Below are 24,709 nucleotides of genomic sequence, written 5' to 3' on the forward strand. Positions count from 1 at the left end.
CAGTCGTCAGGGAAATGGCGCGGAGGGGCCAGATGCGAGCCAGGATCTGCTTCGCGCGCTCCAGGCGATGCGTTCAGGCGACTTCTCCGTCCGCATGAGCGGCGACTATCTCGGCATCGACGGCAAGATTGCGGATACGTTCAACGACATCATTGCCGCCAACGAGCGCATGGCGCAGCAGCTCGAACGTGTCGGCCAGGTCGTCGGTCGCGAGGGCAAGACCCGGCAGCGGGTGAGGTTCGGCATCGCCAGCGGCTCCTGGGCCGACATGGAGAGTTCGATCAACACCCTGATCGACGATCTGCTATGGCCGACCCGCGAGGTCACGCGCGCCGTCGCCGCGGTGGCCCAGGGCGATCTGCTCCAGACCGTGAAGCTGGACGTGGACGGCCGGCCGCTGGGAGGCGAGTTCCTGCAATCGGCCACCATCGTCAACACGATGATCAAGCAGCTCAGCGTCTTTACTTCGGAGGTGACGCGCGTCGCCCGCGAGGTCGGTACCGAGGGCAAGCTCGGCGGCCAGGCCCAGGTTCCGGAAGTCACCGGCGTGTGGAAGGATCTGACCGAGAGCGTCAACTCGATGGCCAACAATCTGACCGGCCAGGTCCGCAACATCGCCGAGGTGACCATCGCGGTCGCCAATGGCGACCTGTCCAAGAAGATCACGGTCGACGTGCGCGGTGAGATTCTGCAGCTGAAGGAGGCCATCAACACGATGGTCGATCAGTTGCGCTCGTTCGCCTCCGAAGTGACGCGCGTGGCCCGTGAGGTCGGCACCGACGGCAAGCTCGGCGGCCAGGCGATCGTGCCGGGTGTGGCCGGCACCTGGAAGGACCTCACCGACTCCGTCAACGCCATGTGCGGCAACCTGACCGCGCAGGTCCGCAACATCGCCAACGTGACCACGGCGGTGGCGCGCGGCGATCTCTCGCGCAAGATCACCGTCGACGTGCGCGGCGAAATCCTGGAGCTGAAGGACACCATCAATACGATGGTCGATCAGCTCAATGCCTTCGCCTCGGAAGTGACGCGCGTTGCGCGCGAGGTCGGCACCGAAGGCAAGCTCGGCGGTCAGGCGCAGGTGCCAGGCGTCGCCGGCACCTGGAAGGACCTGACCGACAACGTCAACTTCATGGCCTCCAACCTCACCGCCCAGGTCCGCAACATCGCCGACGTCGCGACGGCGATCGCGAGCGGCGACCTGTCGAAGAAGATCACGGTCAACGTCTCCGGCGAGATCCTTCAGCTGAAGGAGACGCTGAACACCATGGTCGACCAGCTCAATGCCTTCGCCGGCGAGGTGACGCGCGTCGCGCGCGAGGTCGGCACCGACGGACGGCTGGGCGGCCAGGCCAATGTGCTCGGCGTCGCCGGCACCTGGAAGGACCTGACCGAGAGCGTCAACTCGATGGCGTCGAACCTGACGGCACAGGTGCGTAACATCGCCGAGGTGACGACGGCGGTGGCGAATGGTGACCTGTCGAAGAAGATCACGGTCGATGTTCGTGGCGAGATCCTCGAGCTGAAGGACACCATCAACACGATGGTCGACCAGCTCAACGCCTTTGCCGGCGAGGTGACGCGCGTCGCGCGCGAGGTCGGCACCGAAGGCAAGCTCGGCGGCCAGGCCATGGTGCGCGGCGTCGCCGGCACTTGGAAGGATCTCACCGACAGCGTCAACTCGATGGCCTCCAACCTGACGGGACAAGTCCGCAACATCGCGGAGGTCGCGACCGCCGTCGCCAAGGGCGACCTCTCCAAGAAGATCACGGTCAACGTCTCCGGCGAGATCCTTCAGTTGAAGGAAACGCTGAACACGATGGTCGATCAGCTCAATGCCTTCGCAGGAGAGGTGACGCGCGTCGCGCGCGAGGTCGGCACCGACGGCAAGCTCGGCGGCCAGGCCGAGGTTCCCGGCGTGGCCGGAACCTGGAAGGACCTCACCGACAGCGTCAACTCGATGGCCGGCAATCTCACCGCCCAGGTCCGCAACATCGCCGAAGTGGCTACGGCCATCGCCGGCGGCGACCTGTCGCGCAAGATCACGGTGGACGTTCGCGGCGAGATCCTCAGCCTGAAGGAAACGCTGAACACGATGGTCGATCAGCTCAACCGCTTCGCGGGCGAGGTGACGCGCGTCGCACGCGAGGTCGGCACCGAAGGCCGGCTGGGCGGTCAGGCCAACGTTCCAGGCGTCGCCGGAACCTGGAAGGACCTCACCGACAGCGTCAACTCGATGGCCGGTAATCTCACCGCCCAGGTCCGCAACATCGCCGAGGTGACCACCGCGGTGGCGCGCGGCGACCTGTCGCGCAAGATCACCGTCGACGTGAAGGGCGAGATCCTGGAGTTGAAGAACACCATCAACACGATGGTCGACCAGCTCAACGCCTTCGCCTCCGAGGTCACGCGCGTCGCACGCGAGGTCGGCACCGAAGGCAAGCTCGGCGGCCAGGCCGAGGTGCCCGAAGTCGCCGGCACCTGGAAGGATCTGACCGACAGCGTCAACTTCATGGCGTCGAACCTGACGGCGCAGGTGCGCAACATCGCCGAGGTCGCGACGGCGATTGCCGGCGGCGACCTGTCGAAGAAGATCACCGTCGACGTGCGCGGCGAGATCCTGCTGCTCAAAGACACCCTCAACACGATGGTCGAGCAGCTGCGCTCGTTTGCTGCCGAAGTGACGCGCGTCGCGCGCGAGGTCGGCACCGAAGGCCGGCTTGGCGGACAGGCCGTGGTGCCGGGCGTCGGCGGCACCTGGAAGGACCTGACCGATAACGTCAACCTGCTCGCGGCCAATCTGACGACGCAGGTACGCAACATCGCCGAGGTGACCACGGCGGTGGCGCGCGGCGATCTCTCGCGCAAGATCACGGTGGACGTGAAGGGAGAGATCCTGGAGCTGAAGAACACGATCAACACCATGGTCGACCAGCTCAACGCCTTCGCCGGCGAGGTCACGCGCGTCGCGCGCGAAGTGGGTACCGAAGGCAAGCTGGGTGGTCAGGCCCAGGTGCCGGGCGTCGCCGGCACCTGGAAGGACCTCACCGATACCGTGAACTTCATGGCCGCCAACCTCACCGAGCAGGTGCGCGGCATCGTGAAGGTGGTCACCGCGGTGGCCAACGGAGATCTCAAGCAGAACCTGACGGTGAAATCGAAGGGCGAGGTTGCTGCGCTCGCCGACACCATCAACAACATGACGGAGACGCTGGCCACCTTCGCCGATCAGGTCACCAGCGTCGCCCGCGAGGTAGGCGTCGAGGGCCGCCTGGGCGGCCAGGCGAACGTGCCCGGCGCCGCCGGCACCTGGAAGGACCTGACCGGCAACGTCAACCTGCTCGCGGCCAACCTGACCTCACAGGTTCGCGCCATCGCCGAGGTCGCGACCGCCGTGACCAAGGGCGACCTGACCCGTTCGATTCAGGTCGATGCGCGCGGCGAGGTCGCCGAGCTCAAAGACAACATCAATACGATGATTACAAATCTGAGGCTCACAACCGACCTCAACACCGAACAGGACTGGCTCAAGACGAACCTCGCCAAGTTCACCAACATGCTGCAGGGCCAGCGCGACCTGACCACCGTCGGCCGCCTGCTGCTGACCGAGCTGACGCCGCTGGTGAACGCCCACCGTGGCGTGATCTATCAGGTCGAAACCGAGTCGACACCGCAGCTGCGCCTGCTCGCCTCCTATGCCGACGACGGCGTCTATCCGCACCGGCAGCACGTCCAGTTCGGCGAAGGCCTGATTGGACAGTGCGTCTTCGACAAGCGCCAACGGCTGGTCTCGGAGATTCCGTCCGACGTCATTCCCGTGGGCTCCGCCCTGCTCCGGGCCGTCCCGAAGAACCTGGTCGTGCTGCCGGTGTTGTTCGAAAACCAGGTCAAGGCCGTGATAGAACTGGCCTCGCTCAGTCCGTTCACGACCTCGCAGATGACGTTCCTCGAACAGCTGACCGACTCCATCGGCATCGTGCTCAACTCGATCGAGGCCACGATGCAGACCGAGGGGCTGTTGAAGCAGTCGCAACAGCTCGCCGCCGAGCTGCAGGCACAGCAGCGCGAGCTGCAGCAGACCAATGAGCAGCTCGAGCAGAAGGCGCAGCAGCTCGCCGAGCGCAACGTCGAGGTGGAGCGCAAGAACCAGGAAATCGAACAGGCCCGCCGCGCGCTCGAGGAGAAGGCGACCGAGCTCGCCTTGACCTCCAAGTACAAGTCCGAGTTCCTGGCCAACATGTCGCACGAGCTGCGCACGCCGCTCAACAGCATCCTGATCCTCGGCCAGCAGCTCACCGAAAATCCCGATGGCAACCTCACCCTCAAGCAGGTCGAGTTTGCCCGCACCATCCATGGTGCCGGCACGGACCTGCTGAATCTCATCAGCGACATTCTCGATCTCTCCAAGATCGAGTCCGGAACCGTGACCGTCGATGCCGAGGAGATTCTCACTGCGAATCTGCTGGAATCAGTCGGACGTCCGTTCCGGCACGAGGCCGAAAACCGCCTCCTCTCCTTCAACATCGATGTCGATCCGACGCTGGCGCGCAGCATCGTCACGGACTCCAAGCGCCTGCAGCAGGTGCTGAAGAACCTGCTCTCGAATGCCTTCAAATTCACCGCCGAAGGCGGCGTCCGCTTGAAAGTATTCGCAGCGCTGGGGGGCTGGAGCACCGAACACCCGGTGCTCAACAATGCGCCAGCCGTGATCGCCTTCGAAGTGTCGGACACCGGCATCGGCATTCCTCAGGACAAGCAGAAGCTGATCTTCGAGGCGTTCCAGCAGGCCGACGCGGGCACGAGCCGCAAATATGGCGGCACCGGACTTGGACTTGCGATCAGCCGGGAGCTCGCCAACCTTCTGGGCGGCGAGATCCATCTCAAGAGCGCGCCGAGCAAGGGCAGCACCTTCACGCTGTATCTGCCCCTGAAATATTCGGGGCCCGCGACGGCCCCGCGCGTCAGCCCCGCCGCGCCCGTTCCCTATCTCCAGACCCCTGCCCTGCAGGCTCCGGTGCCCGAGCGCGCCATCGAGCAGTTGGCGGATGATCGGCTGCACCTCGAGCCGGGAGACACAATCCTGCTGGTCGTCGAAGACGATCCGCACTATGCCCGCGTCCTGATCGATCTCGCGCGCGACAAGGGCTTCAAGGTTCTGGTCGCCGGCCGCGGCGCGGAAGCGCTGGATCTGGCCAAGCAATATCAGCCGGCCGCGATCTCGCTCGACGTGTTCCTTCCGGACATGCTCGGATGGACCGTTCTCAGCCAGCTCAAGCACAATCCGTTGACGCGGCACATCCCGGTGCAGATCATCACGCTCGACGAGGACCGTCAGCACGCTCTGGCGCGCGGCGCCTTCTCCTTCGTGAACAAGCCCACCACGACGGAAGGCGTCAGCGCGGCGCTGTCTCAGATCAAGGAATACGCCAAGCCGCGGCGCAAGCGATTGCTGATCGTGGAGGACAATGCCGCAGAGCAGATGAGCATTCGCCAACTGCTCGATCACGACGACATTGAGATCGTCGCGGCGGAGACTGGCGCAGCCGCGCTCGATGAGCTCCGCAACGCGCCTTGCGACTGCGTCGTGCTGGACCTTCGTCTCCCCGACATGAGTGGCTTCGACGTGCTCGACCAGTTGCGCTCCGACGATACGCTCTCCGGCGTTCCCGTCGTCGTGTTCACCGGACGCGAATTGTCGGCCGAGGAGGACGCCGAGCTGCACACGATGGCCCGCAGCATCGTCGTGAAGGGCGTGGAGTCCCCCGAGCGGCTGCTCGACGAGACCTCGCTGTTCCTCCATCGTGTGATCACGGAACTGCCGGTCCAGAAGCAACGCATGCTGGAGAAGCTGAACAGCTCCGACGATGATCTGATCGGGAAGACGGTGCTGCTGGTCGACGATGACGCACGCAACATCTTCGCCTTGTCGAGCGTGCTGGAACGCCGCGGCATGCGCGTGCTCACCGCAACCACCGGCCGGGAGGCGATCGAGCTCGTCCAACGAAGTCCCGAGATCGCGATCGTTCTGATGGACATCATGATGCCCCAGATGGACGGTTACCAGACCATCGGGGTCATCAGGCAGACTCCAGCCTTCGCCCGGCTGCCGATCATCGCGTTGACCGCGAAAGCCATGAAGGGAGATCGCGAAAAGTGCCTCGAAGCAGGCGCGTCCGATTACCTGGCGAAACCCGTCAACACCGAGCAGCTGCTTCTTGCGATCCGCATGTGGCTGCACCGCTGAACGGTTGATCATGATGGAACATGAGAAGGTCAATATTCTTCTGGTTGACGATCAGCCGGCGAAGCTGCTCGCCTACGAAGTCATCCTGAAGGAGCTCGGCGAGCATCTGGTGGTGGCCACTTCCGGCCGGGAAGCGCTCGAGATCCTGCTGAAGAACGAGATCGCGGTGATCCTCGTCGACGTCTGCATGCCCGAGCTCGACGGCTTCGAGCTGGCGCAGATGATCCGCGAGCATCCGCGGTTTCAGAAGATCGCCATCATCTTCATCTCGGCGATTCAGGTCAGCGACTTCGATCGGTTGCGCGGCTACGAGATGGGGGCCGTCGACTACGTGCCGGTCCCCGTGGTCCCGGAGGTGCTGCGCGCGAAGATCAAGGTGTTCGCCGAGCTCTATCGCAAGACACGCGAGCTGGAGCACTTGAATCGCGAGCTGGAAAACCGTGTTCGCGCGCGCACGGCCGAGCTTGAGAGATCCACGGCTCAGCTGATCGAAAGCGAGCAGCGCCGCAGCATGGCCATCGCCGCCGGCAGGATGGGCTCCTGGGACTGGGATGGGGTGAATGGCGACTGGATGTGGGACGAGGGGCAATATCGCATCTTCGGAGTGACACCGCAGGGCTTCGAGCTCAACAGCGTGAACATCATGGGCCTGCTGCATCCTGAGGATGCGGCCCGCGCTAGCCAGGTGATCGCGGAGTTTGGGCTCGGCACGACATCCTACGAGACGGAGTTCCGCATAATCCGACCGGATGGCGAGGAGCGCTGGTGCGTCGGAACGGCGGCCGCGACCACGGACAGGACCGGTCGGGTGATCCGCGTCAGCGGCGTCACCATCGACATCACCGAACGCAAGCGCGCGGAGGAGCGCCAGAACCTGTTGACCCGCGAGGTCGATCACCGTGCCAAGAACGCGCTGACCTTGGCCCAGTCGATCGTTCGATTGACCAAGGCCGACAGCGTCGGGACGTATGTCAGCGCCGTCGAGGGCCGCATCAGCGCGCTCGCACGCGTTCACACCATCCTCTCTCTGTCGAGCTGGCAGGGCGCAGAGATGAGCCGGCTCGTGGCCGAGGAGCTCGCGCCCTATGCGACCGGCGGACAAGTGGAGTTCGGCGGCGCCGAACTGCAGCTGCAGCCCGCGACGGCGCAGACGCTGGCGTTGGCGTTGCACGAATTGGTGACGAACTCCGCCAAGTACGGCGCTCTGTCGGTCCGGTCGGGGCAACTGTCGGTGAAGTGGACGATCGAGCATGATCGCCTTGATCTGGTCTGGATCGAGACCGGCGGGCCCCTGGTCCACGTCCCGACCTCCCGCGGCTTCGGCACCCGCAGCCTGATGGCCAGCGTCGAGAGCCAACTGGGCGGACGCGCGTTGTTCGACTGGCGTCCCGAAGGGCTGGTCTGCCGTCTGCTCGTTCCGCTTCGCCCGGGAGTGACCCCGCCGGAAGCAACCAACGCTTTCGCGGTGCCCGTGGCCGATGGTGCGCGACAGCGCGCCACCGGCTGACGGCTTCGGCGCGGGCTCAGCCGGATCTGTCCCTGGTGATCCGCACCGGCACCGATTTGGCGGCGGGTACCTTGCTGCCCTCGGCATAGTGCCAGAGCGGGATCAATCCGTTGCACTCCGGATAGTAGGCCGCGACGCTGCATCTCGGAATGTCGAACGCAACGCTCTGCAAGCCTCCGAGCGAGCGCTCGATCCCGTCATGGGCAACCGTCGACAGACGGACAAGATCGCCCTGCATGATGCCAAGATCGGCCATGTCGCTTGCATTCATGAAGATGACTTGACGGCCGCCCGTGACGCCACGGAAGCGGTCGTCCTCGTTGTAGATCGTCGTGTTGAATTGGCCGTCCGCGCGCAGTGTCATCAACTGGAACACGCCGTTGCCCTCCTCGGGCGGATTCAAGGCCGCCTTCGGGACCGTGAAGTTCGCCTTGCCGGTCGGCGTCTTCCATTTACGCTCGCGGGCGCCGAGCGGCCGCGGAAACCCACCGGGCTGAAACAGTCGCTTGTTGAACTCCTTGAACTGATCGGGATAGGTGCGCTCGATCGCGTCCCTGACCAGCGCGTAGTTGCCAACCCATGCGTCCCAGTCGACGTGCGGATTCGGCGCCAGGGTTGCCTTTGCAAGACTGGCAACGATGGCCGGCTCCGATAGCAATCCATCCGCGACGGGCTGGCGCTGTCCCCGCGAGCCATGAATGCAGGTGGTGGAGTCCTCCATCGACACCGCCTGCTCTCCGCCGGCCTGCCGATCGATCTCGATCCGACCCAGGCACGGCAGCAGGTAGGTGACCGCACCGGGAACGAGATGGCTTCGATTGAGCTTGGTCGCGATCTGCACCGAGAGCCGTAATCCTGACCAGGCGGGCTCCATGAGGGACCGCTCCGGCACCGCGCGCAGGAAGTTGCCGCCGAGACTGACGAACCCCTTCACGTCGCCCTTGATGATCGCCTCGCAGGCATCGACCGTGCTGAGTCCGTCCCAGCGCGGCGGCTCGAACGCGTAGAGTTCAGCCAGCCTGTCGAGCGGCACCAGCTTGGTCTTCTCGGAAATCCCGACGGTACGCTGCCCCTGCACGTTCGAATGTCCGCGAACGGGGGAAATGCCTGCACCCGGCTTGCCGATGTTGCCGCGCAGCAGGAGCAGGTTCACGATCATTTTGGCGGTCTCGACGCCATGACGATGCTGTGTGATTCCCATTCCGTAGTTGGCGATCACGGCGTGCGCCGACGCATAGACCTTGGCTGCCTCGAGAATGTCGGCGCTGCCTAGACCGGATGCGCGTTCGATATCGCTCCACGACGCTTGACGGCAATAGTTCGCAAACTGCTCGAACCCGGACGTATGCTGCTCGATGAAGGCCACATCCAGAACCCGCGGGCTTCTCGTTGCGACCGCTGCGTCATCCGCCTCGATCACGGCCTTGCACATGCCGAGTAGCGCGGCGCCGTCGCCGCCGACCCTGAGCTGATGGTATTGCGTGCTGATCCGCGTGCCGCCGGTCAGCACCATCTGGATGGGATCCTGCGGATTCGTGAAGCGCTCCAATCCGCGCTCGCGCAACGGATTGAACGTGATGATGGGGACACCGCGCTGCGCGGCACGCTGCAGCGGATGCAGCATGCGCGGCGAGTTCGTCGTCGTGTTCTGGCCAAAGAAGAGAATGCAGTCGGACTTGTCGAAATCCTCCAGGAGTACCGTGCCCACCGGCACGCCGATGACCTCCGGCAGCGCGACCGAGGTCGACTCATGGCACATGTTGGAGCTGTCTGGAAAATTGTTCGTGCCGTACATCCGGCCGAACAGCTGGTACATGTAGCTCGTCTCGAGCGATGCCCGGCCGGACGTGTACATCACCACGGCGCGGGGATCGAGACCGTTCAGCTGAGCGCCGATGTCGCGAAACGCGTCGTGCCAGCTCACGGCCACATATCGATCAGTTGCCGCGTCGTAGCGCATCGGATGCGTCAAACGCCCCTGCTCTTCCAGCTGGTGGTCCGACCACGTCCGCAATTCGGCGAGCGTATGCCGCGAGAAGAACTCCGGTCCGACCGTCTTGCCGGTGATTTCCCACGCGGTCGCCTTGGCGCCGTTCTCACAGAATTCGAAGGGATGCGGCTTTGCCGGTTTGGCCCAGGAGCAGCTGACGCACATGAAGCCGCCCGGCTTGTTCTGCTTGAGAAGAATCTCGCTGCCGAGCAGCGTGACCTCCTCCTGCGTCAGGATGCTGGCGACAGCATGAACCGAGCCCCACCCGCCCGCAGGTGCCTTGTAGTCTTGAATCTTCGCCTTCTCACTCACGGCACATCTCCGCGGCCCGAAAACCCGCCAACCCGTGATCGAGGTGCAAGTTCCCACCGTTCACGGGAGCTTGCGACCGGGTGCGCCGGCAGCGGCAACGACAAGAGATGCGAAAGAGAGCGAGGCGTGCGCTGCATGTCAGACGGCGTTAGGAACGACGCGACGTGCCAAACGTCTTCCCTGGGTCTCCGGCGGCGTTCCCCCATCTCGCTGGAGGCACTCCGTGTGGACTGCGGCCCAGCGTTCGACCCCTCGGGCGCTGGGCCCGTCCCTCCGGGGAAGCCGGGCATGCGGACCCGGCTCCCTCGCCCGCTCGTCTCAGGCGGCACTGCGTTGGAGATGGCGGCCTTCCCTGACCTCTTCGATGATCTTGGCGCTGAAGGCTTCGAGGTCGCCGGGATTGCGCGAGGTGATGACGCCCTGATCGACGACGACCTCGGCGTCCTGCCACTGGGCTCCGGCATTGGCGACGTCGGTCTTGATCGATTTGTAGGACGTCATCTTGCGCCCTTTTGCAATGCCCGTCTCGATCAGGAGCCAGGGCGCGTGGCACACCGCTGCCACGACCTTCTTGGCGTCGAACACATCCTTGATGAACTTCAACGCTTTGGGCTCCACCCGCAGCAGATCGGGATTGATTTGGCCACCGGGCAGCACGATCGCGTCATAGTCGGACGCGGTGGCTTGGTCGAGCGTCTTGTCGACCTTCACGGGCCGCCCCCAATCCTTCTGATCCCAGCCCTTGATCTCGCCTGACGCCAGCGAGACGATCTCGACGGTGGCGCCAGCCTGTATCAGGCGATCACGCGGTACTTCGAGCTCGGATTGCTCGAACCCGTTGGTCGCAAGGATCGCGATCCTCTTTCCTTTGATGTCCATCATCTTCTCCGGTTTGAATTGACACCGCGGGCAACCTTGCGCACGGGACCATCGTTCCCGATGCAAGCCTCGACCGATCGTCACAACTGGTCGATCAGCGGCCTAGACTCCTCCGTGGAACAGCCGACGGCGGACGCTGTTTGTAGAGAGGAAGCAAACTTGGCCGTCCCCGCGCGACGCGGAGGCCTGGCAGCTCTGCCGACGGATGCGATCTGGAGTCCCCTCGTGCCTTACGCATTATTTGAGAACGACGAACGATTGACGCGTCCGTTTCGAACCGAGCGCGAGGTCTGGGAGGCCGCCGAACAGGCTGACCTGGTTACGTTGGACGCGCATGGTGAGAAGGTTCTCGACAACAGTTTCGAGATCAAGCCGTGCGACGCGGCCCCCGACGAACTGGTAGGTTCCGGACAGGACATCGTGATCCCGCGCGCACGCGGTGCCGACACCTCACGCGAGACCAGCTCACAGCTGTCACCGTCGCATCGGACGAATACGACGCAGAGGTCGTCATGAGCCAAGCAGACTGACCATTACGTGTCAGGCGAGCCAGGTCCTCACATCTCGGCACCGCTCTCGGCCTGCGATGCGGACACCTCAGCCGTGTCTGGCCGCCCTGCGACGGGGGACCCCATCAGAGTTTTCCAGCTTGAGCCGCTCACGTTGCTCGCGCAGGTCGTCGAGCGTCGTCAGCATGCGTTCGAGCAACGCCTGCGCCGCTTCTGTGGCAACTCCGGCGCGCTGCAATTGCACGATTTCACGTCGCTGCCGGCCGACCTGAACACGCATCCGGTCGATTTCCGCTCGAATGAAACTGAGGTCGCGCATCGATCCACCATGCCATGGCCGTGAATCATTTTAGAACAAATCAGGAACGAATTGCAAGCCAGAAATGTTCGGGCTTGTAAGTCAGGGCATCAACGGAGGTCGATCATGACCGGGAAGATCGAAAAAGATCCGAGGAACTGGACTTCGGGAGACGATCCGATGACGGACGCGCAAGCCTCTTACCTGAAGACGCTTGGCGAGCAGACAGGTCGGCCTGATCCGACACAGCACGTACGGACCAAGGCGCAGGCTTCGGAACTCATCGATGAGTTGAGACGGGCCGCAGAGTTGGAGTGAGCCGCGATCCAGGGACGAGCCGACACGGATTGGTATCTGAGTGCTTCGGAACCAAGGCCGGAGCGGTCGCGAATCAAGAGCCGGTTGTCTAATCTTTGCGGTATTCCTCGGGAGTGCACCATGGTTGCGGACAGTGACAGCAAGGTCGCCTGGCATCGCGCTCAACTCAAGAAGAACCGCGCGACACTCAAGCAGATCGAAACGGCGCGGTTCACCATCGGCGAGAGTGCCGATGCCAGGGCGATCGAGCGGAGCAAACGGCAGGTCGCGGAGCTTTTGCTCAAGATCCGCGAGTCGGAACAGGTCGTCGGTCAACACGACAGGCAGAGCCGACGACCATTGGGAACGGATCTGCGCAGCCTCTCCAACGTCGCCTGGCGCAACTGGACCGGCAACGGTCCGCGCTGACGAACGAGCTATCCTCATCGGTTCGCTCTCGTCTCAGTCGAGGTGCCTCCGGGAGGCAGAGCTTTCCGAAACGTTGGCGGCCAGAGATCTATCGTCCCCTTGCTGCCAGCGCGCGAGCCGCTCGTCGCTTCTTCGAAGCGCATTCAGGTCGATCCGTCCCTGCGCCAGCGCCCGCTTGGCACAGCCCAGCACCCGATGGAACTGCGTGCCGTCATACGCGACGAGCAAGAGGTCGGCGCCGCCATTGAGGGCCTCCACGACGGCTCTGCAGAGGTCGCGGCCGTAGATCGCTCCCATCACGAGATCATCGGTCACGATCACGCCGTTGTACTTCCAGCGGTCGCGGATGAGGCCTTGAAGCACGGCCTTGGAATGCGAGGCTGGCCGCTCTGCATCGATCGCGTCGACGACGACGTGACCCACCATCATCGCCGCGTGTGAATTGTCCAACACCTGACGGAACGGTCGCCAATCCGACTGCTCCAACACATCGGCTGGCGTGTCGAGCTGCGCCGAGAAGTGATGGGTATCGGCCGCGACGCGGCCAAGGCCGGGAAAGTGCTTGACCGCGGCGCGGACACCGCTTGCCTCCAGGCCGCGGACATAACCGAGCGCGATATCGCCCACCGCAGCCGGATCGTCGGAAATCGCGCGCTGTCCTATCAGCGTGTGGAAGTCCAAGCGGTTGCGCTTCCAGCGCGGACGTAGATCGACGACCGGCGCCAGGTTGAAGGTGATACCAGCTGCGGCCAGCGCCTGTCCTTGAGCGCGCCCCATCTCGAAGGCGTCATGCGCGCGACGCGGCGCGGGCAGATCGGCCAACGTCGCAAGCCCGGGCATGTTCGGCACTGTCGGGGACAGGTGCGCGACGCGGCCTCCTTCCTGATCTGCCGACACCAGCAGCGGTGCCAGCCCGGCATTCAGGCGCTCGGCCTGCAATCGCGCGATCTCGGCGCGCAGCTGAGCCATTGTCCGTCCGCGCACGTTGCGGTGGGTCACATAGACGCCGGCAATCAAGCCCCGCCGTGCCAGCGCCGCGGCATCCTCCGGGACCGTGTAGCCGACCATGAAGTGCCGCCCGAGCAGATGGGCCACGTCCGGGTCTGTGCGAAACGTCTCGTACTTGCGCCAGCCGAACATGAACTGCGTTGATGTCAACGCGAACAGCGGGATGCACCATATCAGCACCAACAGCCGCCCCGCGGGACCTCGTCCCCAACTGCCGCTGAGCAAGAGCAGCAGCGGAGCTGCCAGGCCGATGACGAGCAAGGCTGCGTGGCCGGTTCCGCGCAGGCGGACCAGATACGGCTCGTTGCTGTTGAACGTGATGAAGATGAAGAGCAGAGCAAGGGTCCAGAGGACCAGCGTCCTGATACGCCCGAGCATGTGCGAGGCCGATCATTGCAAGGAGACAACGACCCTTCCGTAACAATGACGATCCGCCGGCGCCAGCCGCGGAATCGCATCTGCACGATATCTGCAAACAAATCCTGAAATGCTGCAGACCTCTTCGTGAGCCCCTGCACGCGGCCGCGTCATGTTGGCTCATCGGCTGGCAAGCGCCGGCCGCATCGCGACTCGTTCGAGGATCCCGCAATGACCAGCTCCGCAGAGCTGACGGCCGCTCCGGCCGTCTCTTTCCCCATGTGGCACAAATTCGCCGTCGCCTTCGGCCTTCTCGGGCTTGCCGACGTGCTGTTCTATGACCAGACTGTTGGGCTCTCTTTTCCGATCTTTGCCGCGGCACTGGTCGCGGCCAGCATGCTGGTGAATCATGCCGGCATCGACCGCCGGCGCGCGATCCTTGCGGCCATCGTCCTCGTCGTTGGCCTACTGCCGGCGGTCGAGGATTTCACCCTGCCGTCGCTGTCGATCGTCGTCGTCACGGCGATCTCGGCCGTCGCCCTGTCGACCAATCCGGCCGTCAAGGGACTTCGCCTGCCGCTCACCGCCGCAAGGCAGTTGCTGCTGATCGGGCCGTTCCGGCTGATACCCGACATGATCACAACGTTCCGCAGCCATGATCTGACGCGGCTGCTCTTGACCTGGAGCATCCCGCTCGCGCTCGGACTCGTCTTCAGCCTGTTGTTCGCCGCCGCCAACCCGGTGATCGAGCAGTGGCTCGATCAACTCCGCCCCCAGCGCCTCGTGTCCAGCCTGAGCTTCGGGCGTCCCCTCTTCTGGCTGCTGATGCTGTCTCTGATATGGCCGTTCATCAATTTGCGTTGGAGGCAGCGGACGACGCCGCCGAGCCAGCCGGTCGAACCCGAGGCCAACCAGATGCCGCCGGCCGTGGTGCCCCTGCTCAGCCCGCAGACCGTCGTGCGCTCCTTGCTCCTGTTCAACCTGTTGTTTGCGATTCAGACTGCGTTGGATGGTGCGTATCTGTGGGGACATGCGGCCCTTCCGGACGGGGTGACTTACGCTACCTATGCCCATCGCGGCGCCTATCCGCTGATCGTCACGGCGCTGCTGGCCGCGGTCTTCGTCCTCGCCGCGGTCCGCTCCGGGCAGGAAGATGAGCCGCGGCTGATCCGTCCCCTGGTCTACCTCTGGGTCGGCCAGAACCTTCTGCTGGTGCTCTCCTCGATCCAGCGGGTCCACATCTACATCGAAACCTACCTCCTGACGCACTGGCGCATCGCGGCACTGATCTGGATGGGGCTGGTTGCCATCGGTCTGGTCCTGATCGTAATCCGGATCGTTCTGAACCGCCCGACTGCGTGGCTCGTCCGCATGAACCTGATGACGCTCGCCGCGACCCTCTATGCCTGCACGCTCGTCAACTTCTCTGGGCTGATCGCCGACTACAACGTCGCCCACAGCCGTGAGGCAGGACGGAGCGGGGCCGCCATCGACGTGCAGCATCTCTCGATCCTCGGTCCGCAGGCCCTGCCAGCGGTGCGGCGGAGCTTGCTGCTGTCGCCTGGAGAGGCCGGACTGTCCCGGGTGCACGACCGGCTCATGGAGCAGCAGGCAAGCGACATGGCGAACTGGCGCTCCTGGACCTTCCGCGGCTGGCGCTTGCAGCGCTATCTCGATACACATCCCCTGGCGCAGAAGCCAAACTGATGTCCCGCCGCGGAGGCTCCATTTTGTCCCCTCGAATTCTCATCGTCGACGACGATCCGCACATCCGCGAGGTGCTGCGCGTCGCGTTGAGCAAAGCGGGCATGACGGTGACGGAGGCGGCCGACGGCCGCGCCGCCCTCGCCAGGTCCGCCGAGGACCGGCCGGATCTGATCGTGCTCGACGTCGGCATGCCGGAGTTCGACGGCCTCGAGGTCTGCCGGCGCATCCGCCGCACCTCGCAGGTGCCGATCCTGTTCCTGTCGGCCCGCGACGAGGAGATCGATCGCATTCTCGGATTGGAAATCGGCGGCGATGACTACGTGACCAAGCCGTTCAGCCCGCGCGAGCTCGTCGCCCGCGTCAATGTCATCCTCAGGCGAGTCACGAACGGCGGGGGTGATCGCTCGGCCGAGCCGGAGGAGCTCGTCCATGGCCGGCTCCGGCTCGACCCGCAGCAGCATCTCGCCCGTTACGGCGACACGCCGCTGACCCTGACCGCGCTCGAGTTCAGCATCCTGCGCACGCTGATGACGCGCCCGACGGTCGTGTTCAGCCGCGACCAGATCATGAGCGCCGCCTATCAGCTCAACATCCAGGTCTCCGACCGCACGATCGACAGCCATATCCGCAACATCCGCGCCAAGCTCGCCGCTGCGCGCTGCGAGGACGCCATCGAGACGGTGCACGGCGTCGGCTTCAGGCTCGGCCGCTGCGGGGCCGCATGATCGCGCCGAAGCCGAAGAAGAAATGGCGGCCGTCGCTTGGACAGATCGTGTTCGGCGTCCTGGCGCTGGTCGCGACCCTGCCGCTGGTCGGGCTGTTCTTCTTCCGCATCTACGATAACCAGCTGATCCGCCAGACCCAGGCCGAGCTGATCGCACAGAGCCGGGTGCTGGCGGCGGTCTATGCCGAGGAGGTCACGGCGCGCCTCGCCTCCGGCATTGCGCTGGGCGCCGAGATCCCGCCGGAAGCCCGGCCCGACGCCTCCGACGAGGTGACGCCGATCCGTCCCCTGCTCGATCTGCTGGCCAACGATCTCTTCGTCCGCCGTCCCGATGCCCGCGAGGCCGTCCGGCCTGCGGACCCCGCTTATGTCGCGATCGGCGCCCGTCTCCTGCCGGTCATCCGCGAGACGCAGAAGGTGACGCTGGCCGGGTTTCGCGTGCTCGATCCGCAGGGTGTGGTCATCGCCGGCCGCGACGAGATGGGCAGATCGCTCGCCCATATCGAAGAGGTCGCCGCAGCGCTGAAGGGAAGATACAGCGCCGCGCTCCGCATCCGCATTCCCGACAAGGCGCCGCCGCCGATCTACTCGATCAGCCGCGGCGTCGGCGTCCATGTGTTTTCGGCCATGCCGGTGGTCGTCGACGATCACGTCGCCGGCGTCATCTACACGTCGCGAACGCCCCGCAACATCTTCGAGCATCTCTATGTCGAACGCGGCAAGTTCATCGCCGCGGGATCCGCCATCATTCTCACCACGTTGCTGGTCGGCCTCATCGTCTCGCGCACGATCACCCGGCCGATGCGCGAGCTGGTCGACCGCGCCGGCAGGATCGGCCGCAACGATCCCCAGGGCTTCCGGCCCCTCGCCCATTACGGCACGCGCGACTTCGCCGAGCTGGCCGAGCACTTCTTCGCCATGGCCGCACAGCTCGCGCGGCGCTCGAACTACATCAGAAATTTTTCCGCTCATCTGACGCATGAGCTCAAATCGCCGCTGACCTCGATCAAGGGCGCCGCCGAGCTGATGCTGGACTCGCTCCAGACATCTTCAGCTCGTCTCACCCCCGCGGAGCAGGAAAGGTTTCTCAGCAACATCCTGGGCGATGCGGAGCGGCTCGATCGGATGGCGCAGCGCCTGCGCGAGCTCGCCCGCGCCGAAGCCGTTCAGCAGAGCGAGACAAGCAGCCTGATCGATGTCATTCCCCAGCTGCGCGAGCGGTTTCCCACGCTCCAGATCGAGACGCGCGGCGTGCTGGAGCGACAAGTCGGACTATCGAGCGAGACGCTTCTGATCGTCCTCACCCACCTCGCCGACAACGCCGCGCGCCACGAAGCCCGGACCATCAGCCTGGAGGCGGAGGACCATGCCGACCAGCTGGTCCTGACGGTCGGCAACGACGGCACTCCGATCTCGCCTGCGAACCGCGAGCGGATCTTCGACGCATTCTTCACCACCCGGCGCGACAGCGGCGGCACCGGAATGGGACTGGCCATCGTGCGCGCTATCATGATGAGCCATGGCGGAGAGATCAATCTTCTGCCGGCTGAGCACGACGTCCGTTTCGAGCTGCGTCTGCCGGCCCGGGGAGAACCACGACAAACCCATCTGAAATAGCAATATACCTCTCCCCTTCTCGGAGGTTGCCGACCGGGTGCAAATCTGTCTGTGGAGGGCGCCGGGCGGCTGGGGACCCGTGCGCCGTCGCCAGCGGCAGCACACCATTTCCCTGCCCCTCGCCGCCAAAGCCTGGCCATCCTGCCGAACGTTCGTATACGAGCAATCCATCTTGCGTCGGCGATCCCGGGCCATCGCAGCTGCGACGGTTCGGCCGCGCAATTGGGAATGACTTGGCCGCGCGATCCGCGTAAGCTCAAGGGCTATTGCACCATCGGCCAGCCTTGTTGCTGCGTCCTTCGGGAGACCTTGATGAATTCGAGCCGTTTCGAAATCAATCGCCGCACCGCCCTTCTGACCTCCGCTGCGATTGCCGCCAACGTCGTCAATCCGTTTCGTGCCTTTGCCCAGGAGACGCCGCGCAAGGGCGGCGTGTTCAACGTGCATTATGGCGCCGAGCAGCGGCAGCTGAATCCGAGCCTGCAGGCCTCGACCGGCGTCTACATCATCGGTGGAAAGATCCAGGAGAACCTCGTCGACCTCGACGCCAACGGCCAGCCGGTCGGAGTGCTCGCCGAGAGCTGGGAGGCGGCCCCCGACGGCAAGACCATTACCTTCAAGCTGCGCAAAGGTATCAGCTGGCACGACGGCAAGCCGTTCACGTCCGCGGATGTGGCCTTCACCGCCATGAACATGTGGAAGAAGATCCTCAACTACGGATCGACCCTGCAACTGTTCCTGACGGCGGTGGATACGCCGGATCCGCAGACCGCGATCTTCCGCTATGAGCGTCCGATGCCGCTCAATCTTCTGCTGCGCGCCCTGCCCGATCTCGGCTACGTCTCCGCCAAGCACATCTATGAGACCGGTGACATCCGCCAGAATCCGGCCAACCTCGCCCCTGTCGGCACCGGCCCGTTCAAGTTCGTCAAATACGAGCGCGGTCAATACGTCATTGCCGAGCGCAATGCCGACTACTGGCGCGCCAACGCCCCCTATCTCGATCGCATCGTCTGGAAGGTCATCACCGATCGCGCCGCCGCGGCGGCACAGCTCGAGGCGGGTGAGCTGCATTACAGCCCGTTCTCGGGGCTGACGATCTCCGACATGGCGCGGCTCGGCAAGGACAAGCGCTTCATCGTCTCGACCAAGGGCAACGAAGGCAACGCCCGCACCAATACGCTCGAGTTCAACGTCCGGCGCAAGGAGCTGTCGGACGTCAAGGTCCGCCGCGCCATCGCGCATGCGATCAACGTGCCTTTCTTCATCGAGAACTTCCTCGGCGATTTCGCCAAGCTCGGCACCGGTCCGATCCCGTCGACCTCGACGGACTTCTATCCCGGCGCGAACACGCCGCAATACCCCTACGACAAGGCCAAGGCGGCAGCGCTGCTCGACGAGGCCGGCTACAAGCCCGGCGCCGGCGGCACGCGCTTCGCGCTGAAGCTGCTGCCCGCGCCGTGGGGCGAGGACATCTCGCTGTGGTCGACCTTCATCCAGCAGTCGCTCGGCGAGGTCGGCATCGCGATCGAGATCGTACGCAACGACGGCGGCGGCTTCCTGAAGCAGGTCTACGACGAGCATGCGTTCGATCTCGCGACCGGCTGGCACCAGTATCGCAACGACCCGGCCGTCTCGACCACGGTCTGGTACCGCTCCGGCCAGCCGAAGGGCGCACCCTGGACCAACCAGTGGGGCTGGGACGACGCCAAGATCGACAAGATCATCGACGATGCCGCCACCGAGGTCGATCCGGCCAAGCGCAAGGCGCTCTATGCCGATTTCGTGCGCGAGGCCAACACCGAGCTGCCGGTCTGGATGCCGATCGAGCAGATCTTCGTCACCGTGATCACCGCGAAGGCGCGCAACCATTCCAACACGCCGCGCTGGGGATCGTCGAGCTGGCACGATCTCTGGCTTTCCGCCTGAGCCGGAATCCGTCAGGATAGGCCATGCGCATCTTGAGCCTTGCGGGGCGGCGTCTCGCCGCCTCGATCCCCACTTTGTTCCTGATCCTGATCGGCGTCTTTCTGCTGCTGCAGCTCGCGCCAGGCGACACGGTAGACGCCATGATGGCGCAGATGGGCGGCGGCGATGCGGCCACCGCACGCGAGCTGCGCCGCTTCTATGGCCTTGACGTTTCGGTCCCGGTGCAGCTCGCCAACTATCTATGGCGGCTGGTGCGGCTCGATCTCGGCTTCTCCGCGATCTACGGCAAGCCGGTCGCCGCCGTGATCCTGGAGCGCCTGCCGCCGACCCTGCTGCTGATGACCTCCGCTCTCTCCTTTGCGTTCTTCTTCGGCTTGGTGTTCGGCGTCATCGCGGCACGCAGCGTCAACCGCTGGCCGGATACGCTGATCTCGACGGTCGGCCTGATCTTCTACGCCACGCCTTCGTTCTGGTTCGGCCTGATGGCTATCGTGGTGTTCTCGATCTATCTGCAATGGCTGCCCGCGGGCGGCTTCGAGGACATCGGCGCCGTCAGCACCGGAGTCTGGCGCGTGCTCGACATTGCGAGTCATCTCGTGCTGCCGTCGCTGACGCTCGGCCTGATCTTCCTGGCGATCTATCTGCGCATCATGCGGGCCTCGATGCTCGAGGTCCTGAACCTCGACTTCGTCCGCACCGCACGCGCCAAGGGCCTCGACGAGACCCGCATCGTCACCCGCCACGTGCTGCGCAACGCCCTGCTGCCGATGGTGACACTGATCGGACTGCAGGCTGGAACGATGCTCGGCGGATCGGTGGTCGTCGAAACCGTGTTCTCGCTGCCCGGTCTCGGGCGCCTTGCCTACGAGTCGGTGGTCCAGCGCGATCTGAACACGCTGCTCGGCATCGTCTTCGTGTCCGCATTGCTCGTGATCCTGGTCAACTTCGTCACCGATCTGCTCTACGCGCGGCTTGATCCGCGCATCACGGCGGAGAGCTGAACATGGACGCAGCGAAGCGCTACTTTCGCAGTCCGGCCGCGGTGCTGGGCCTGATTCTGCTGCTGATCGTCGTGGGCATGGCGATCAGCGCCGGCTATCTGTACCCGCGCGATCCGCTCGCGCTCGCCGGCCGGCCGCTGATCTGGCCGTTCGCCAATCCGCGCTTCCTGCTCGGCACCGATAATTCCGGCCGTGATATTGCGGCCCAGATCTTCCACGGCGCTCGCATCTCGCTGTTGATCGGCGGCGTTGCGACGCTGATTGCCGTGACGATCGGAATCATGGTCGGCGCGCTCGCCGGCTACTATGGCGGCTGGATCGACAACATCCTGATGCGGATCACCGAGGCCTTTCAGACGCTGCCGAATTTCGTTCTGCTTCTGGTGCTGGTGGCCGTGTTCGGTTCGACATTGACGACGGTGACGATCGCAGTCGGCATCGTGTCCTGGCCCGCGCCGGCGCGGCTCACACGGGCGGAGTTCCTCTCGTTGCGCAGCCGCGAATTCGTCCAGGCCGGCCGCACCCTCGGCATGCGCGACACGCAACTGATCCTGCGCGAGATCCTGCCCAATGCACTGCCGCCCGTCATCGTCTACGCGGGCGTCGTGATGGCGGTTGCGATCCTCCTGGAAAGCGCGCTCGCCTTCCTGCGGCTGTCCGACGCTAATGTCGCCTCCTGGGGCAATCTGATCGGCCTCGGGCGCGACGTGCTACGCGTGCAATGGTACGTCTCGGCCATTCCCGGCGTCGCCATCCTGACCACCGTGCTGGCGGTGTCGCTGGTCGGCCAGGGTCTCAACGACGCCCTGAACCCGCGGCTGAAGCAACGATGAGCGCGACAGCTACGATTCTCACCGTCGACCGCCTCAGCGTCCGCTTGCCGAAGGGGGCCGACCGGTCTCACGCCATCTCGGAGGTCTCGCTTTCGATCGCCGAAAACGAGATCGTCTGCATCGTCGGCGAGTCCGGCTCCGGCAAGTCGATGATGGCCAACACGATCATGCGGCTGCTGCCGGACGGCGTGACCACCGACGGCGGCCGCATCCTGTTCGCCGGCCACGATCTCTGCACCGCGACGGCGGCCGAGATGCGCCGCATCCGCGGCGCCGACATCGCGATGGTGTTCCAGGAACCGATGACGGCGCTCAATCCATTGCGTACGATCGGCGACCAGATCGGCGAGGTCCTGGACATCCATACCGATCTGTCGAAAGCCGAGATCCGATCGCGCGTGCTGTCGCTGCTGTCGGACGTCAACATTCCCGATCCGCCGCGCGCGGCGAAGGCCTATCCCCATGAGCTGTCCGGCGGCCAGCGCCAGCGCGCAATGATCGCAATGGCCCTGGCGCTCGATCCGAAGATGCTGATCGCCGACGAGCCGACCACGGCACTCGACGTGACGACACAGGCCCAGATCCTCAAGCTGATCCGTGAGCTGCAACAGCGCCGCAAGACCGCCGTGCTTTTCATCACCCACGACTTCGGCGTCGTCGCCGAGATCGCCGACCGCGTGGTGGTGATGCAGCATGGCGTCGTGGTCGAGCACGGTCCCGCCATGGATGTGCTACGTCATCCGCAGCACGCCTACACCAAGCAGCTGATCGCCGCGGTGCCGCCGGTTGCGGCGCCACCACCGCGTCCGCTGTCGGACGACGCCATTCTCACGCTCTCCGGCGTGGTCAAGACCTATCGTACCGGCGGCTTTCTCGGTCGCGGCGAGCGTGTGACGCATGCGGTGAAGGATGTCTCGCTCACACTGCCCAAGGGGGCGACGCTCGGCATCGTCGGCGAATCCGGCTCCGGCAAATCCACCCTCGCGCGTTGCATCATCCGTCTGATCGATCCAGATGCGGGATCGATCCTGCTCAACGGTCAAGACTGGGCCCGGCTGTCACGCCGCGACATCCGTGAGCGGACACAGCAGATGCAGATGGTGTTTCAGGATCCGTTCGCCTCGCTGAACCCGCGCCGCAAGGCCGTCGAGCTGGTGGCGCAGGGCCCGATCGTGCACGGCACGCCGCGGAACCAGGCGCTCGCCGAAGCACGTGAGCTGTTCGACCTGGTAGGGCTCGATCCGTCAGCGGCCGATCGCTTTCCGCATGAATTCTCGGGCGGCCAGCGGCAGCGCATCGGACTTGCGCGGGCACTCGCGCTGAGGCCTGCCGTGCTTGTGGCCGACGAGCCGGTGTCGGCGCTCGACGTCTCGGTACAGGCGCAGGTGCTGAAGCTGCTCAGCGATTTGCGCGAGCGGCTCGGTCTGTCGATCATCTTCATCACGCACGATCTGCGCGTCGCCGCCCAGATCTGCGATCTCGTCGCCGTCATGAAGGACGGCGTGGTGGTCGAGCACGGCCTCACCCGCGATGTGTTCGGCAGCCCGCAGCACCCCTACACCCAGGCGCTGCTCGAGGCGATTCCGGGCGGTGACTTCGCCCGGACGGCGCATGGCTGAACGCTAAAGCATGATCCGGAAAAGTGCGCAGCGGTTTTCCGAAAAGATCATGCGCAAACAACAACCTAAAGCGCGATGACTATTCATCCTGATCTCATCGCGCTTTAGGCAATCTCGCGAGCGTCGCGATAGCGATACAGCAGCAGCATCAGCGGCGCGAACGGACGCAGCAGCGCGTGCGCCGGAATGGTGACCGGCTCCGTGAACGGCAAGGCCAGTTGGTTTGCGGGCACGCCGCGCACCGCCTTGGCAAGCTCCGCACCGAGTGGGATCGTGAGCGCGACCGCGCGACCGTTGCAGCCGGTCCAGCCGTAGGCATCCGGGCCGAGGCGATGAATGCGCGGCATGTAATCCGTGGTCATGCCGACATAGCCGTTCCAGACGTAGTCGAACCTGACCTCGCCGATCTGCGGCCACAGCCGCTGCAGGCGTTCGGCGACCCGCGCCTTCAGCCGCTCGGCCTTGTTGCCGGGCCCGATCACGGCGCCGCCGGTGACCAGACGGTTGCGGGCATCGTATCGGACGAAATAGAGCTCGCCATGGGTGTCCGACATGGCCTGCCGCGCCGGGATGATGGTCTTGCGGATATTGTCCGACAGCGGCTGCGTGGCCATCTGCCACGACAGCACCGGCATCACCTCGTGCGCGATATCGGGTGCGAGCGCCTTGGAGAACTCGCCGCTATAGGCATTGCTCGCGAGCACCAGCGCGCGGGCCGACAGCTCCCCCCGCGCCGTGCGCACGATCCAGCGATCCCCCCGCCGGGCAAAATCGATCACGGGCGAGCGCGCATAGATCCGGCCGCCCAGGCTCAACACCGTCCGCGCCAGGCCGCGCGCCAGCGCAAGCGGATTGATGTGGCCGCCGGTCTTGTTCCAGAAGCCGCCATGCCAGGCGTCCGAGCCGAGCATGTCGCGCGCCTCATCGCGCGACAGCAGCTCGACAGGCGCGCCGAACTTCGACCACTGCTTGAACCTGCGCTCGGCGATCTTGATGCGGCCGGGCGTATGCACCGGCTGGACCCAGCCGGCCTGCTCGTGCTCGGCGTCGATGTTGTACCGTCTCACGGTGTCGAACAGATTGGACGCGCTGTCGCGCAACATTGCCACGAAGCGCTCGCCAGCGGCGCCATGTCGCGCGACGAGGTCGTCCGGATCGGGACGTGACAGCGTCGGAATGACCTGACCGTTGTTCCGGCCGGACGCACCCCAGCCTGGCTCCATCGCCTCGACGATGGCGACGTCCGTCCCCGCCTCGCGCAGATGCAGCGCCGTCGACAGTCCGGTGAAACCGCCGCCGATGATGACCACATCGGCCTGCACACTGCCCTGGAGCTCGGGCAGCTCAGGTCCGGGCGGGGTCTGCGCCGCCCACAGGGACGGCGGCCATTGAACGGAATTCGTCGTGGTGCTCATCGTGGACAGCTCATCCTTGCTGGTCGACCGCCCT

At 64.9% G+C, this 24,709-nt stretch carries 17 protein-coding genes; 12 read left to right on the top strand and 5 right to left on the bottom strand.

The annotated features are described in order from the left end of the window. The first annotated feature begins 67 nt into the window (after positions 1-67). Entirely contained in the window at positions 68-6,244 is a 6,177-nt protein-coding gene (locus QX108_RS03765) for a HAMP domain-containing protein (RefSeq protein WP_409998503.1), read from the top strand. 13 nt (positions 6,245-6,257) lie between these two features. Beyond that, the gene (locus QX108_RS03770) at positions 6,258-7,751 is read left to right on the top strand and encodes an HWE histidine kinase domain-containing protein (protein WP_315778708.1); all 1,494 of its coding nucleotides are present in this window, start codon (positions 6,258-6,260) and stop codon (positions 7,749-7,751) included. Positions 7,752-7,767: 16 nt separating this feature from the next. On the opposite strand, the gene QX108_RS03775 is transcribed toward QX108_RS03770, so the two are convergent. Both QX108_RS03775 and QX108_RS03780 read right to left on the bottom strand, forming a co-directional pair. Next, positions 7,768-10,053, bottom strand: a complete 2,286-nt coding sequence (locus QX108_RS03775) for an FdhF/YdeP family oxidoreductase (protein WP_315778706.1) — start codon at positions 10,051-10,053, stop codon at positions 7,768-7,770. A gap of 318 nt (positions 10,054-10,371) precedes the next feature. Continuing rightward, positions 10,372-10,932: a type 1 glutamine amidotransferase domain-containing protein gene (locus QX108_RS03780; protein ID WP_315720209.1), complete on the bottom strand. Its 561-nt coding sequence runs from the start codon at positions 10,930-10,932 to the stop codon at positions 10,372-10,374. 159 nt (positions 10,933-11,091) lie between these two features. On the opposite strand from QX108_RS03780, the gene QX108_RS03785 reads away from it, so the two are divergent. Then, the gene (locus tag QX108_RS03785) at positions 11,092-11,448 is read left to right on the top strand and encodes a hypothetical protein (protein WP_315778704.1); all 357 of its coding nucleotides are present in this window, start codon (positions 11,092-11,094) and stop codon (positions 11,446-11,448) included. A gap of 81 nt (positions 11,449-11,529) precedes the next feature. On the opposite strand, the gene QX108_RS03790 is transcribed toward QX108_RS03785, so the two are convergent. Next, a complete protein-coding gene (locus tag QX108_RS03790) occupies positions 11,530-11,760 on the bottom strand; it encodes a hypothetical protein (protein WP_315778702.1) in 231 nt (76 codons plus the stop codon). Between the two features lie 105 nt (positions 11,761-11,865). On the opposite strand from QX108_RS03790, the gene QX108_RS03795 reads away from it, so the two are divergent. Next, a complete protein-coding gene (locus QX108_RS03795) occupies positions 11,866-12,057 on the top strand; it encodes a DUF3072 domain-containing protein (RefSeq protein ID WP_315778700.1) in 192 nt (63 codons plus the stop codon). A gap of 120 nt (positions 12,058-12,177) precedes the next feature. Further along, positions 12,178-12,465: a hypothetical protein gene (locus QX108_RS03800; RefSeq protein WP_315778698.1), complete on the top strand. Its 288-nt coding sequence runs from the start codon at positions 12,178-12,180 to the stop codon at positions 12,463-12,465. Between the two features lie 33 nt (positions 12,466-12,498). On the opposite strand, the gene QX108_RS03805 is transcribed toward QX108_RS03800, so the two are convergent. Then, complete coding sequence (locus QX108_RS03805; RefSeq protein WP_315778696.1) at positions 12,499-13,851, bottom strand: glycoside hydrolase family 3 N-terminal domain-containing protein; 1,353 nt, start codon at positions 13,849-13,851, stop codon at positions 12,499-12,501. 210 nt (positions 13,852-14,061) lie between these two features. On the opposite strand from QX108_RS03805, the gene QX108_RS03810 reads away from it, so the two are divergent. The 7 genes from QX108_RS03810 to QX108_RS03840 all read left to right on the top strand — a co-directional run bounded on the left by QX108_RS03810 (position 14,062) and on the right by QX108_RS03840 (position 23,260). Further along, positions 14,062-15,537, top strand: a complete 1,476-nt coding sequence (locus tag QX108_RS03810; RefSeq protein WP_315778694.1) for a DUF4173 domain-containing protein — start codon at positions 14,062-14,064, stop codon at positions 15,535-15,537. Positions 15,538-15,560: 23 nt separating this feature from the next. Further along, on the top strand, positions 15,561-16,262 hold the full coding sequence (locus QX108_RS03815) for a response regulator transcription factor (RefSeq protein ID WP_315778693.1): 702 nt from the start codon (positions 15,561-15,563) through the stop codon (positions 16,260-16,262). Further along, on the top strand, positions 16,259-17,878 hold the full coding sequence (locus QX108_RS03820) for an ATP-binding protein (RefSeq protein ID WP_315778691.1): 1,620 nt from the start codon (positions 16,259-16,261) through the stop codon (positions 17,876-17,878). Before QX108_RS03815 ends, QX108_RS03820 begins: the two co-directional genes overlap by 4 nt. Positions 17,879-18,190: 312 nt before the next feature. Beyond that, entirely contained in the window at positions 18,191-19,807 is a 1,617-nt protein-coding gene (locus tag QX108_RS03825; protein WP_315720217.1) for an ABC transporter substrate-binding protein, read from the top strand. 23 nt (positions 19,808-19,830) lie between these two features. Then, the gene (locus QX108_RS03830) at positions 19,831-20,808 is read left to right on the top strand and encodes an ABC transporter permease (protein ID WP_315720218.1); all 978 of its coding nucleotides are present in this window, start codon (positions 19,831-19,833) and stop codon (positions 20,806-20,808) included. A 2-nt stretch (positions 20,809-20,810) separates the two neighbouring features. Next, complete coding sequence (locus tag QX108_RS03835) at positions 20,811-21,641, top strand: ABC transporter permease (RefSeq protein ID WP_172108707.1); 831 nt, start codon at positions 20,811-20,813, stop codon at positions 21,639-21,641. Beyond that, positions 21,638-23,260 (top strand): ABC transporter ATP-binding protein, encoded by a 1,623-nt coding sequence (locus tag QX108_RS03840; protein ID WP_315778688.1) that lies wholly within the window; start codon positions 21,638-21,640, stop codon positions 23,258-23,260. The genes QX108_RS03835 and QX108_RS03840 overlap by 4 nt, the downstream gene beginning before the upstream one ends. 104 nt (positions 23,261-23,364) lie before the next feature. Here the strand turns inward: QX108_RS03840 and QX108_RS03845 are convergent, their stop codons facing one another. Continuing rightward, the gene (locus QX108_RS03845) at positions 23,365-24,675 is read right to left on the bottom strand and encodes an FAD-binding oxidoreductase (RefSeq protein WP_315778686.1); all 1,311 of its coding nucleotides are present in this window, start codon (positions 24,673-24,675) and stop codon (positions 23,365-23,367) included. Positions 24,676-24,709: the final 34 nt, after the last annotated feature.

Origin of the sequence: Bradyrhizobium sp. SZCCHNR1002, assembly GCF_032381435.1 — a bacterium.
Taxonomy (GTDB): domain Bacteria; phylum Pseudomonadota; class Alphaproteobacteria; order Rhizobiales; family Xanthobacteraceae; genus Bradyrhizobium; species Bradyrhizobium aeschynomenes.